Source organism: Parashewanella spongiae, from assembly GCF_004358345.1.
GTDB classification, from domain to species: Bacteria; Pseudomonadota; Gammaproteobacteria; order Enterobacterales; family Shewanellaceae; genus Parashewanella; species Parashewanella spongiae.
Genome location: NZ_CP037952.1, coordinates 1,110,384 through 1,123,800, shown reverse-complemented (window position 1 = coordinate 1,123,800; position 13,417 = coordinate 1,110,384). Strand labels below are relative to the sequence as shown.

Annotated in this window: 13 protein-coding genes; 4 read left to right on the top strand and 9 right to left on the bottom strand. The window is 39.0% G+C overall.

What is annotated here, in order from left to right:
* Positions 1 to 63: 63 nt before the first annotated feature.
* The gene (locus tag E2I05_RS04070; protein WP_121855137.1) at positions 64 to 438 is read right to left on the bottom strand and encodes a ribonuclease E inhibitor RraB; all 375 of its coding nucleotides are present in this window, start codon (positions 436 to 438) and stop codon (positions 64 to 66) included.
* Positions 439 to 488: 50 nt separating this feature from the next.
* Positions 489 to 698 (bottom strand): DUF3820 family protein, encoded by a 210-nt coding sequence (locus E2I05_RS04065; RefSeq protein ID WP_121855138.1) that lies wholly within the window; start codon positions 696 to 698, stop codon positions 489 to 491.
* A 362-nt stretch (positions 699 to 1,060) separates the two neighbouring features.
* On the opposite strand from E2I05_RS04065, the gene E2I05_RS04060 reads away from it, so the two are divergent.
* The 3 genes from E2I05_RS04060 to E2I05_RS04050 all read left to right on the top strand — a co-directional run bounded on the left by E2I05_RS04060 (position 1,061) and on the right by E2I05_RS04050 (position 3,039).
* A complete protein-coding gene (locus E2I05_RS04060; protein WP_121855139.1) occupies positions 1,061 to 1,801 on the top strand; it encodes a nucleotide-binding protein in 741 nt (246 codons plus the stop codon).
* Positions 1,767 to 2,156, top strand: a complete 390-nt coding sequence (locus tag E2I05_RS04055; protein ID WP_121855140.1) for a hypothetical protein — start codon at positions 1,767 to 1,769, stop codon at positions 2,154 to 2,156. The genes E2I05_RS04060 and E2I05_RS04055 overlap by 35 nt, the downstream gene beginning before the upstream one ends.
* Before the next feature lie 61 nt (positions 2,157 to 2,217).
* Positions 2,218 to 3,039: a M90 family metallopeptidase gene (locus tag E2I05_RS04050; protein WP_121855141.1), complete on the top strand. Its 822-nt coding sequence runs from the start codon at positions 2,218 to 2,220 to the stop codon at positions 3,037 to 3,039.
* On the opposite strand, the gene E2I05_RS04045 is transcribed toward E2I05_RS04050, so the two are convergent.
* From E2I05_RS04045 to E2I05_RS04035, 3 genes are all read right to left on the bottom strand, one after another.
* Positions 2,999 to 4,852 carry a diguanylate cyclase gene (locus E2I05_RS04045; protein ID WP_133309475.1) on the bottom strand — a complete coding sequence of 618 codons (1,854 nt, stop codon included), beginning with the start codon at positions 4,850 to 4,852 and terminating at the stop codon, positions 2,999 to 3,001. The genes E2I05_RS04050 and E2I05_RS04045 overlap by 41 nt on opposite strands.
* Positions 4,833 to 5,051, bottom strand: coding sequence for a hypothetical protein (locus E2I05_RS04040; protein ID WP_121853152.1), 219 nt, complete (start codon positions 5,049 to 5,051; stop codon positions 4,833 to 4,835). The genes E2I05_RS04045 and E2I05_RS04040 overlap by 20 nt, the downstream gene beginning before the upstream one ends.
* Positions 5,052 to 5,115: 64 nt before the next feature.
* Positions 5,116 to 5,907, bottom strand: a complete 792-nt coding sequence (locus E2I05_RS04035; protein WP_121853151.1) for an SAM-dependent methyltransferase — start codon at positions 5,905 to 5,907, stop codon at positions 5,116 to 5,118.
* A 1,306-nt stretch (positions 5,908 to 7,213) separates the two neighbouring features.
* Between E2I05_RS04035 and E2I05_RS04030 the strand changes: the two genes are divergently transcribed.
* Positions 7,214 to 7,714 carry an outer membrane protein assembly factor BamE gene (locus E2I05_RS04030; RefSeq protein WP_121853155.1) on the top strand — a complete coding sequence of 167 codons (501 nt, stop codon included), beginning with the start codon at positions 7,214 to 7,216 and terminating at the stop codon, positions 7,712 to 7,714.
* A gap of 803 nt (positions 7,715 to 8,517) precedes the next feature.
* Here E2I05_RS04030 and leuD read toward each other — a convergent pair.
* The 4 genes from leuD to leuA are packed head-to-tail and all read right to left on the bottom strand — an operon-like array spanning position 8,518 to position 13,202.
* Complete coding sequence (gene leuD / locus E2I05_RS04025; protein WP_121853150.1) at positions 8,518 to 9,114, bottom strand: 3-isopropylmalate dehydratase small subunit; 597 nt, start codon at positions 9,112 to 9,114, stop codon at positions 8,518 to 8,520.
* Positions 9,115 to 9,131: 17 nt separating this feature from the next.
* The gene (gene leuC, locus E2I05_RS04020) at positions 9,132 to 10,535 is read right to left on the bottom strand and encodes a 3-isopropylmalate dehydratase large subunit (RefSeq protein WP_121853149.1); all 1,404 of its coding nucleotides are present in this window, start codon (positions 10,533 to 10,535) and stop codon (positions 9,132 to 9,134) included.
* A 1-nt stretch (position 10,536) separates the two neighbouring features.
* Positions 10,537 to 11,658: a 3-isopropylmalate dehydrogenase gene (gene leuB, locus E2I05_RS04015; protein WP_121853148.1), complete on the bottom strand. Its 1,122-nt coding sequence runs from the start codon at positions 11,656 to 11,658 to the stop codon at positions 10,537 to 10,539.
* Positions 11,646 to 13,202, bottom strand: a complete 1,557-nt coding sequence (leuA, locus tag E2I05_RS04010) for a 2-isopropylmalate synthase (protein ID WP_121853147.1) — start codon at positions 13,200 to 13,202, stop codon at positions 11,646 to 11,648. Before leuA ends, leuB begins: the two co-directional genes overlap by 13 nt.
* Between the last annotated feature and the right edge of the window lie 215 nt (positions 13,203 to 13,417).

Here is a 13,417-nt window from a genome sequence, read left to right as displayed (position 1 = left end):
TATTTAGGATAAAAGACTCATTCATGGTTTATTCTTGACTCTATGAATGAGTCTAACAAATCGTTATTCTACTGGTTCATCAACAGGTCCAACATCCATGCCTTCATAGGATTCAATGTCGTATTCTTTCACTAAACCATAGAGCTTAACATTAAGTACATCTAATGACTCAACTGTGTGTAACTCTTCTTTATCGACACGAAGGTAAATCAGCTCAGGGTTTTCATCGTCTTCTTCAGCTTCAATGAAGCCAATGGGCTCATAACCATCGCTTTCTAAATAGCTACCAAACTTAGTTAGCTTTTCTTCATCGGTGTCACCAAAAAAGTAAGACCAACGACATACTTTATCAATATCAAAGTCTGCTTTCGCTTCTTGAGTAAACTGACGCGTTTCTTCGAAGAATTCAGAAATTTGTTCAATAGTAATTTCAGACATAATTTAACTCTTTAAAAAATTTTCCGAAGGATACCATGCCCACTAAAATTTTACTCCCGTAACATTGGCATGAGCATCGGCTCTAAACCGTTTAATTTCACTTCATAAATTAATGCTAGTTGTTTACCGAGTTTGCCTTCGGGAAACCCTTTTTGCTTAAACCATACCAAGTAAGGTTCCGGCAATTTTAGCAAAGGACAACCAGCATATTTTCCAAATGGCATGGTCTGATTAATCGCTTCTAGTAACTCTTGACTCATAAGGCTTTATTATTCCTAACAGTCTCAATATTGGTAACTTGTTTCATTCTGAGGGTTAATTTTCAAAAAATTTTAGGTTCGCAATGGCTCAATATTTTAGTGGACAATTTATTCATTCAACAAGTAAAAACACGCAAAAACAAATAAAGCTTATTTATCAACATATTACAGCGCAACAGCCTCGAAGGTTACACGACAAATAAATGACTTTTCACTGATTTTGTCAATAAACCGTCATCGTTACGAAATACTGATAAACGCCAAAAATCAAGCAGTGGCGCTCATACCATTTCGTGTCTACGTTTTAATATCAAGACGACAGAGTTTCGAGCTGAACGAACATATCAAGGAAGGACAGTATCATGATCTTATTGGTTGGTGGCGAAAAAGGCGGAAGCGGTAAAAGCTGCCTAGCACAAAACATAGCAGTGTTTTTAACAACAGAGTGCGAAGCATCAATCATTATGGTTGACTGCGATCCACAACGCACGACATCTGACTGGATCCAAGCGCGAAATAATAACCAACTTACAGCAATCAATTGTGTGCAATTGTACGGAAAAATCCGTAACGATTTAATGAGCCTAGAGCAACATTATGATTTCGTGATAGTTGACTGTGGCGGGCAAGATAACCTTGCACTGCGTGCGACAATGTCTATAGCAAGTCACGTATTAATGCCACTCAGGCCAAAACGCCGAGACTTAAAAACTGTTAGCCACATGGATGATATTGTCGCTACTTGTATGATGATAAACCCTGAACTTCGAGCTGCTTTTGTGATAACACAATGCCCAAGTCTGCCCAGCCAAGCTAAGAGAATTATTGAGGCTAAAGAAGTGTGCCGAACTTACGAAATTGATGTGCTTGATGCTATTACATACAGCCGTAACTTGTACGATGATAGTGAAGAGTCTGGCTTGTCCGTCATTGAGCTCGACCCAAAAGGCAAAGCCACACAAGAGATACAAAACATTTCCCTAGAGTTACTGCAAGTCACCAGTGTCAAACAGCTTCAACATAAGTTACAAAATAAACAGCCTAATGTTTTGCGAGGAAATCATGCCAATGCTCGATCTCAAGAAAAAAATTCAATCGGATAAGCCTGTTTTAACACAAAATGTGTCTGCTGATGAGTTCATAAACCAAGCTTCACATTATGCTATGGGTAGGGCCGAAAGCCGATGTGCAGGCAACGATAATGTTGTTGACATTAACTCGCATCGCCCGCAGTTTATCATGCTCGGCCGTGTGACAAAATCGGTAGACGAGAAACAGTCCAATCCATTTCGTAACGCGACTTTCAGTTTAAGCCAATCTGCTTTTGAGCAGTTAACCGAGTTGGCTTCTGAAAACTTGATCGCCAAATCAAGAATACTAAGGATACTGATCGAGCAGCATTTCTATAAATCTAAAAAGCTCAGAAACCAGCTATTAAAAAGCTCTGGCTTGCGTTAGTTGATTTTTCAATCACACGCCCCAAGGTATATAAATAACAAAAACAAAACATTAAGAACATATGCTTCCAATCATTCTGTTATTACTCGTAGGCGTTGGTGTTTGCACATGGTTGTTAAGCAGCAATTGGCGTAAACAAAAGCGCCGTAAAGCAGTAATGTCGCAACCGTTTCCAAAGCAATGGCGGAGTTATATTAAGCAGCGCTTGCCGTTTTTCCTCCATTTACCCGATCACCTAAAGCTGCAACTTAAACGTCATATTCAAGTCTTTATTGATGAAAAACAGTTCATTGGTTGCGACGGCATGCAGATCACCGACGAGGTTAAAGTCACCATTGCTGCTCAAGCCTGTTTATTACTACTCAACAAACCTACCGATTATTACCCAAAACTCAGGCAAATATTGGTTTACCCAGCGGCGTTTTACGTCAACTCACCGCAAAACGATAATGGTATTGTGTCTAAAAAAAGACGTTTGTTACTGGGTGAGTCATGGCAACAAGGGCAAGTCATATTGTCGTGGCGTGACACGCTGATATCAGCCGAGGATCCTTACGACGGCCATAATCTGATTTTTCATGAGTTTGCTCACCAACTCGATCAAGAATCAGGCAATGCCAATGGCGCACCATTTTTACCCAATAATGACGACTACGAAATGTGGTCAAAAATACTCAACCAAGAATTTATAAAATTACAACAGTGTGCTGAGCAACAAATTCCCTCGCTGTTCGATTATTATGGTGCCACCAATCCGGCGGAATTTTTTGCAGTAATAACAGAAGTGTTTTTCGAGCAGCCACAGGCAATGCATCAAGATTACCCGCAGCTTTATCAGCAACTTATAAAAGTTTACGTGGTGAACCCATTAACTTGGGATTAATAAAATGCACAAATCGGGCTTGGCGACGAGGATGTGATTCCTCTTCTTCAACCTCCATTGAATCATCATAGCCAACCACGGTATCACCACCAAGCTCTTGCGCCCTTTTTAGTGCAAGATCAGCTTTTTTCAAAACTTCGGCCGTTGAAAACGCTTCTTCGCAATCGCTAATAACACCGACACCAAAAGTCACCCGCATACGATAGTTCGAGGCCAAGTCGTCCTCAGTAAAGTTGTGAATCACCTCCAAACAATTTTGGCAATGCTTCACTAACTCATCGGTTAATGCATGGGTTACATAAACATAAAAAAGTGTATCGCTGTGGCGACCAATCTGTACATTTGGCTTACCTTTTAACTCTTCTCTTATAGCATTGACAACACATTCAATCGCAATATCACCACGGGTATGGTTAAAGGTTTCATTAATGGCAGGAAGGCTGTCTAAATTAAAAGCGATAACGCCATATGGCTCACCTGAAAAGCGCATTTTATACATCAGCTCTCTGGCAGCATAATTCATATAGTCTAATCTAAGTAAACCGACTTCAGAGTTTTTATCAAATCGCATTTTGTCTAATAAAAACTGAATGGCCGATAATGCTGATATAAAAAAAGTAGTAATTAAAATTGCTGCTGACTGCCATAAAAAACGCTGCAATTCACGGGCGTTACTTTCAGCAACGATTTCATCTTCTCTAAGCAAACCAGCGTATACGGGCTTTTCTTTAAGCTGCAATAGTCGCTCTAATTCATCAAAATTAAATTTAGCCGCCTCAACCGCTAAAGCTTTCATTTTATTGTCGTCGTACAACCAATTTTGATAAAAATGTTCTTTTTGGCCATGCTCATACGCCAACTTGTAATTGCCTTGAGCGTGATAGATTTTACTGAGGGTTTGATGAGCGTTGTGTTTGGCTTCGTAAAAGGCTGGTTTTTCTTGCTGAGAAACAACAACTGAAGAGTGTTTTAATGCACTTGAAAAATTATTCAAAAAATAATTTGTTTTAGCTAATAAGGAATGAGTATGCACAAGTTCTAGTTGATACTGAAATTCTTTATATCCTTTCAATGCCTCTTTTAACAACTCTTTGGCATTAATATAGTCTTTAGACTCAAGCTTAGAATGCCCCATTCCTTTTAGTGCTATGGTAGCCAATAAATACAGCTCATTTTTTTCACAATATTTTTTTGATTGTTCAAATCCAGAGTATGAGGACTGAAAATCATTTTGTTTTAAATCTGAAACGGCTAAATAAATTTTTGCGCTACATGCAATTTCAGCTTTATTATTTGCAATTAACAGCGCTTCTGAAGCATATTTTCTCGCCCATTGATGCGCATTTAAGTCATTGAAAACGCCTGACAATCGAATATAAGTTTCACGCTTTATTTTTTTATCAGATATAAAGTCTATCGTTGATAAACTATTTTTCGCAGCTTTAAAAGAGTTAGTGTATTGTCTTGTAGATAAATAGGTTGTGACTTGAAGGCCGTAAATCTTTGAAAGCAATAACTTATCTAATGTCAATAACTGAGCTTTTGATAACAAACTTACCGCTTTATTATACTCTCCTTTAAAAACTGCAGCGTGTCCACTAACTAGAAAAAAAATGGCTTTTTGATGTGACGTCATATCGCCAATTTGAATCTCAAGTTCGTGTATTTTTTTCTCCGCTAATGATAAATCACTCTGTAATAAAGAGCTTATTGATTTAAATTCAGTCTCATAAGTAACCTGCGCAAAAACAGGGCAAAAAAGCCCTGAAATAATAAAACTTAATAAAAGTAACTTACTTAGCGTCTTCATCATTCCCAATAACAACTAAGATATATGATTGAACTTTAACGCTACCGGTTACTTTTTTTATCGCTTGATCATCACCACTCAACACAGCTTTCACTTCTTCATCACTCAAACCATGTTTTTGCATCACGCCTTTAGGGTCTTTTTTATAAGCTTCTAATAGCTCAGTATCTTGCCCCAATTTTTCTAAAAATTTAGTTAACATTCTTCTTTTCCTTTTTTTGCATTTTCCCAAAAATTTAGGCCATGATTGAGCGCCTAAACACAAATCATCCAAAGTCTTCAGGTGTTATCCCTAATTTATTAAGCACCGCTAAGTTGTATTCAAGTTTTTTTGAAGGTGGTATTAATAAAGTACTTATGCAGCTCAATTCGGCTTGCGGCAAATCTTTTAGTGCTAGGCGCTCAATACGTGCCTTGAAAACAGGCAGGTTTGCACCTTCGTAAATAATAATTTCGTGTTCAAGCGGATACCACTCATTGAGCTGCTCCACCAGCACTTGTAGCCGATCAGAATTAGTATGAAATTCAGTAAGCGTATGCTCACCTGCAATGCCAATTTGCCATAATAATAAATGCGTTGTTGGATCGGGCGTATGTTTAAAAAACATAAACTGGCTGGCTTCGAAACTTTGGTGGCCTGAATTGCCTGGGTCGATACCAACATCAGCCCACAAACATGACTCGGCTGAAATACCCGGCTCCATATGCGCACGAAACCCTTCTTTTCGAGCTTGTTTAATTGACAAGTGTGAGACACATGCAAATACACCGGGGTGTCCGTACAGTGCACAGACCACTTTTTTACCGGATCTTACTGCATTAAGAATGACATCAACCATTTGAGAATAAGTATCGCGGCGGTTTTTGACTTCACCTTCTTTGGCGTAAAACTGTTGTAGATCAACATTATTAGGATTTAAACCTTCGAGCCATTTTTGTGCAAGACTGTCGGGCATTAACGAAAATACGATATCAGCGTGTTCAACATAGCTTTTACTGCTAACGCTTATTTGTCCGGCGAGTTGTAGGCCAGTACCTACGCAAACGAGTGAGCTCAATTAAAAACACCTCAATGTAACATTTAGAATTATTGTTATGTGTCGAAATTTAAACACTAACGGCTTGATAGTCAATGCTTAATTTGCAGAGAAATAATCTGTAAAACAATGTGATTTGCCTATATCTAACTAACAATTTAACATTTGAGTAATTATTTAAAACACAATAATATGCACGAAGTTCGCGACACATTAGTGTTTCGGCTCTATAGACCCCGATTAATCATTTTATAATTAATAGCTTTAACTGACTTAATAGTCATGAAAGATATTAGGGTTTGTTGATCTTTCGTGATTGTTTTTGCAGCGATAAATTGGTTATTTTATGCAAGGCAGAGTTTGTGAGGTTTGGTTATTATCGACATACAAAACTGTCGTTACTTCGTTTCCAAATAAGAAAACGATAACGCAGCACCTTTTATTTAGAAAGAGCGACCAATTTACGCTCTCTCTTTTTTCGATGCTTTTGAGCATTCACTGTTCTGTGTTGTGACCAGCTCACTTAGATGGCTAAGCATCACTGCTCACGCCTTGAACAGATAAATGCTCAAATAGCACAAAATTTAATCCTGAAAGTTCAACAGACCCTAGTATTTACTAAATAAAACAGTCATTAAATGACTTTTTGGTTTAAACCTAAATAAATTGGTTGGGAGCGTTCATATACGCAGAAAAAATTACTGATAGCAAGGCATGAATAGCAGCAATTAGTGGTTACCGACATACAAAACTGTCGTTACTTCGTTTCTATTTGCAAAATTTATAACCCAGCTAGTGGTGATTTTGGCAAGTATATGAATGTTCAGCACTCATGATCCTAAAAACATCAGTTGAACGCTGAGTATATGAGTAACTGTTTGAGCAATTGGATGATTTTATTATCATGAATTTCACCCAATGAGTGAAATACTCTACGCTCACAAGCTTGCTAAAATGGCTGCTATCTGCGTTGTAACTTTTGCAAGTAGAATAACTACTTGCTGCAAACTACGTCTTAATATCAGCCATTTTTTCTACGCTTGAGAACGCAGTCAACTGATGTTTCTAGGATGATGGGTGAATTCGGGTTGTTTAGTTTTGTACTTAATTTCAATAAATTAAAGTTAAATTGTGCGTTCAACCGATTTATTTAGATTAAACACACTTGTGTTAACTATTGTGAACTTATTGATAAATTTTGTGTCAGATAGATTTAAAGTATTGTAACTGTATTTTTTTATCTTAAATTTGAACGTAGATACCCTCTTGTCATCATAGGGATAGCTTGGGTATTATGGCTGGCAGAAATTACATAACAGTGGTTAACATGATCGATAAAAAGCAGGGATTCACCCTTTTAAGCGCAATTGCGCTGTCTGTTTCACTTAGTGCTTGTAGTGTTTTTGATTGGTTGATTTATAAACCTGATGTGCCTCAAGGCAACTATATGGATCAGCAACAGGTAGAAAAGCTTCGTATCGACATGAATAAAGAGCAGGTTCAATACGTTTTAGGACATCCTGTTTTAAAAGACAGTTTTGCTGATAACACTTGGTATTATGTGTATCACTATAAAAGTGGTCGCGATGCAAGCATCATTCATAAAGAACTAATCGTACATTTTAATGGTGACGTTTTAGCCAAGGTCACGGGTGATTATACATTGAGTCCTGATTTCTCAACACCTCTTGATCAAAGTGTTTTACCAGAGACCAGTACAGCCGATACTTCGCCACTTAACCCTGAGCTTCGACCTGAAGCCAAACCCTTAGTGAAAGAAAATACCGCTGAGCCACAAATCAAAAAATCCATTGAACATAAAAAATAAATGGTTTCTTTTGGCATAAAAAAACGTCTAAGGGCGCTTTTTTAGTAAGCATAAATCTAGTTAGGAAGGTTGCGGAAGAAAGTATACCGATGAGTCCTCGTCACTCCAGCCTAGGCTGGAAACGATAACGCAGCACCTTTTATTTAGAAAGAGCGACCAATTTACGCTGTCTTCGATGCTTTTGAGTATTCACTGTTCTGTGTTGTGACCCGCTCACTTAGATGGCTAAGCATCACTGCTCACGCCTTGAACAGATAAATGCTCAAATAGCACAAAATTTAATCATGAAAGATCGACAGTGCCTAGTGCGTTTGCTTTTTTTCTATAAAAGTCACTGGATACCAGCCTTCGCTGGTATGACAAAGATTGGTACTTTCTAAATCGCCAGAGCCCTTATACCAATTACAGTAATTAAATGCTCAACTCAGATCTATGTATATGCTCAAAGTGCAATCGAAATTGATGAAGACATAGTTGTTCTACGTCAAGACAATTTTTAGAAGTAATTTGAGCACATATAAGCTCCCGAAGAGCAAAGCTAAAGGGTTCCATTACTGCGTTACAAGCACTTGAATTATCCCGACAAAATCACGAAGTGCGTTGAACGTCAGCTTTGTATGGCGGCCGTTAGGGTATATAGTACTTCGAACATGCGCCTTGTACTGAAAACCTTTATCTCTTGCTGAGTGGGAGATTAATTACTGTAATTGGTATAAACCCGAAGTGATTAAACTAAATGCTTGAGACATCTTCAGCTCTTTTGATCAAAGATGAATCATGGTGCCCTCAAGTATGTTTAAAAGTTACTGCCAAACTGGTAGCTTTTGCTCGTATGCTTTAATAGTTTCAATACACTTTAAGGTTTTACCGATACTATCAACTCCGTCTAATAAGGCTTTTTGATGCACTTCTTCGATTGAAAAAGTGAACAGGATACCGTTTACCGTTAAAGTCTTTGTAGGTAAATTCACCTCAGCGGTGATTACCTCCCTCTCAGTCATCGAAAATATTTGCTCAACTTCCGACTCAGATAAAATAATCGGCAAGACCCCAATGTTAATACTGTTACCATAAAAAATATCAGCGAAGCTAGGGGCAATAATGACTTTAAAGCCATATTCTTGTAATGCCCAAGGCGCGTGTTCTCGACTTGAACCACAACCAAAATTTTCTCTCGCAATTAGGACGCTTGCGCCTTTATATTTAGGTGCATTCAGGACAAAATCAGGGTTACTAATATTCCCCAGATTATCCAAATATCGCCAATCATGAAAAAGGTGCTGTCCAAAACCCACTCGCTCAGTTTTTTGTAAAAATTGCTTAGGAATGATTTGATCCGTATCCACATTCGCGTGATTAAGAGGGGCTACAATGCCACTGTGTTTAATAAATTTATCCATTGTTAGTTTTCCTACCTTCACACAGTTAGTACTGCAGGTTCAACAAAATGCCCAGTAATTGCTGCAACAGCGGCCAATTCAGGACTCACAAGATGAGTACGACTGCCTCGTCCTTGTCTACCTTCGAAGTTACGATTACTAGTTGAAGCACAGCGGTCACCTTCTTTTAAAATGTCATCATTCATGCCAAGACACATAGAGCAGCCCGGTAAACGCCACTCAAACCCAGCATTGATAAAGATTTTATCTAGACCTTCTTGCTCGGCTTGCTGTTTAACTCGATAAGAGCCGGGAACCACAATGGCAGTGACCTTTGAGGAAACAGTTTGCCCTTTAACCTGCGTTGCCGCAGCGCGTAAATCTTCAATTCTGGAGTTTGTGCACGACCCGATAAAGACATGAGAGATCTGAATATCCGAAATCTTAGTTCCAGCCTTTAGCCCCATATATTCAAGTGCATTCGCACAGGATTCTTTTTCAACAGCATCTTCAAAATCATCAGGGTGCGGAACAGTACTGTCCAGAGACGTAACTTGATCTGGCGAAGTCCCCCAAGTGACTTGAGGTTTAATATCAGCAGCGTTCATCGTCAGAACTTTATCAAACTCAGCACCATCGTCAGTTTTTAATGCTTGCCAATCGCTTACCGCTTTTGTCCAATTGTCACCTTGAGGAGAATATTCTTTACCCTCTAAATACTGAAAAGTAGTTTGATCTGGTGCAATTAAACCGGCTTTGGCACCAAATTCGATGCTCATATTACAAATGGTCATGCGCTGTTCCATGCTCAACGCTTCGATAGCTTCACCGCAATACTCAACAACATGTCCAGTCGCACCTGCACAGCCTGTTTTACCAATAATACTAAGGATAATATCTTTTGCGCTTATCCCTTTAGCAACCTTACCCTTTATTTCAATTTTCATTGATTTGGCTTTATTTTGACGTAAAGTCTGGGTCGCAAATACATGTTCGACTTCTGAAGTACCAATGCCAAAAGCCAAGGCACCGAACGCACCGTGAGTTGCGGTATGAGAATCCCCGCAAACAATTACCATTCCCGGTAATGTCAATCCAAGTTCAGGCCCTGTTACGTGAACGATGCCCTGATTTTTATGCCCCATATTAAATAAAGTAACACCAAATTCAATGCAGTTTTTCTCAAGAATTTTTAGCTGGTTTGCAGCACTATCGCCTGCGGCATTAATTTCTACCGAGCGAGTAGAAACATTGTGATCCATGGTCGCAAACGTCCGTTCTGGGTGACGTAATTTACGATCATTAAATTTCAGTCCCGCAAAGGCCTGTGGTGAGGTTACTTCGTGGATCAAATGCCTATCTACATAAATTAGCGGTGTTTCGCTCTCTTTATGCTCAACTAAGTGTTGTTGCCATAATTTGTCGTAGAGTGTTGTAGCCATGTTATTCTCCCTCTATCCACTGAGAGACAGCAACCTGACTCATAATGTTTTCACAAATTTTTGCCCCCATTTCACTAGTCGACAACACATTGGTGTTGCTATTTTCTGTTACTAGGTCTCGGGTGCTAAAGCCTTGCTCTAAGGCGGTAGATACGGCTTTTTCAATGGCGTCAGCGGCTTTAGGTTGATTTAAACTGTAACGTAACATCAACGCTGCTGAAAGAATTTGCGCTATTGGATTGGCAATCCCTTTTCCTGCAATATCTGGTGCTGAGCCACCAGCAGGTTCATACATACCAAAACCTGATTGATTCAGACTTGCCGAAGGTAATAGTCCCATTGAGCCAGTGATCATGGCGCAAATATCCGATAAAATATCGCCGAATAAGTTGGAGCATAAAATCACATCAAACTGCACTGGGTTTCTGACCAACTGCATCGCAGCGTTATCAATATACATATGCTCTATTTCGACATCTGGATATTGTTTGGCAATTTCAATTACGGTTTCACGCCATAGCTGGGAGGATGCCAACACATTGGCTTTATCAACCGAAGTCACTTTTTGATTACGCTTTTGTGCCGCTTCAAAAGCTAAATGTGTGATACGTTCAATTTCAGAGCGACTGTATATCATAGTGTCAAACGCCGTTTCTTCAGGCGTATTTTCAAATTTTCGCCCTTTAGGCTCGCCAAAGTAAATACCACCTGTTAACTCACGCATCACTAAAATATCAAAACCTTTTACTGAAATATCACTGCGAAGTGGTGATAATGACGAAAGTGAAAGCTGTAATTTCGCTGGACGCATATTGCAAAACAAGCCAAAGTGACCACGTAAACCAAGTAATGAAGCACGCTCAGGCTGTTGCGCTGGCGGTAAATTTGACCACTTTTCTCCGCCTACTGAACCAAATAAAATTGCTTTAGCTTGTTCACAACCCGTCAGTGTTGACTCAGGTAAAGCCACGCCATTTTTATCAATGGCCCAGCCACCAACATTGTAATGATTAAAGCTCAATGGGAAATTAAAATGGGTAGAAACACATTCCAACACTTTAATTGCTTGTTTCATTACTTCTGGACCAATCCCATCTCCTGCTAAAATGGCTACGCTCGACATTGAAATTCCTCATTATTTTTTAGTTTATAGACAGTTTGAGCAAGATGAATACTGTTAAGTGCATCAATCAATGCTAATGCTGATGCTTTGACAATATCAGTTTCAATACCATACCCATGGAATCGACGACTATTCCACGATACTTCTATAGCTGCTTTACCTAAACCGTCAGCACCCGAACCTTTGTTAGAAATTTTGTAATCTTCAACTTTAAATTCAAAATCTATCGCTTGTTTAACAGCTTGAATGAATGCATCAACGGGACCATTGCCTGTTGCTGAACTCACTTTATGGTTATCACCAATGGCAATCTCGAGACTTGCCGTTGCAAAATCCCCTGTACCACACTGAACGTTTAGAGTATTTAGTTGGAAAAAATCATCACCACTTTGCTGATTAATATTGAAAACAAGAGCTTCAAGATCATCATCAAATACTTGACCTTTTTTATCCGCTAAGGTTAAAAAGTCGTTGTATAGCTTTTCTAGATCAAAGTCCGATTCTTTATAACCAAGACTGGCCATTCGGTGTTTGATGACATGACGACCACTGCGTGAAGTAAGGTTCAGATTAGTTTTACAAATACCAACGCTTTCAGGCGTCATGATCTCGTAGGTATTACTGGCTTTTAACATGCCATCTTGGTGAATGCCTGATGAATGGCTAAAAGCATTACTGCCTACGATAGCTTTATTAGGCTGAACTGGCATGTTGCAAAGTTCGCTTACTAATTTTGAAGTTTTCGCAATTTCTTTATGATTTATGTCCGTATTCAATTGCAACTTGTTTTGGCGAGTTTGCAAAATCATGGCAATTTCTTCTAACGAGCAATTACCCGCTCGCTCGCCAATACCATTAATAGTACATTCCACCTGTCTAGCACCAGCTTCAACCGCTGCCATTGAGTTTGCTACTGCCATGCCCAAATCATTATGGCAATGCACTGAGATGATGGCTTTATCAATATTCGGTACTCGATTGAATAGCTGAGTAATAATGTCACCAAACTCACTAGGCAATGTGTACCCTACAGTGTCTGGTATATTCACTGTGGTGGCGCCCGCATTTATCGCACTTTCAACCATACGACATAAATTATCAATGGGTGTACGCCCTGCATCCTCGCAAGAAAACTCAACATCATCGGTAAATTGCCTTGCATATTTAATCGAACTGACTGCCATTTTTTCAACGTCAGAAAAATCACGCTTTAGCTTTTGAGTCACATGAATATCAGAGGTTGAGATAAAGGTGTGGATTCGAAATTGTTCAGCAACAGATAACGAATCAGCACACGCTTTGATGTCAGCCTCAATGGCTCTAGCTAATCCGCATACTCTTGAGTTTTTAACTGTTTTAGCTATAGTTTGAACTGATTCAAAATCTCCTGGTGACGAAACTGGAAAACCTACCTCCATTACATCTACACCTAACTGTTCAATAGCTAAAGCAATTTGCAGTTTTTCATGTACCGACAAACTCGACGCTAACGCCTGTTCTCCGTCCCGTAATGTTGTATCAAATATGATAACCTGATTATCCATTGCTCATCCCTTTCTGATATAAGTTAAAATTCAAGCACAAAAAAACCCGCTCTATTTGGCGGGTTTTGTTATGGTTTTTATGTACACCTAACCAAACTTCCCGCTCCTTGAAAGGAGCAGGTTAAGAAGTATTTGATGTGTTGAAGCTTGATTAGTGAAAGTCATTAAACTATAAAATATGCGTAAAAACTAAGTATTCATTCATTTATAACGCT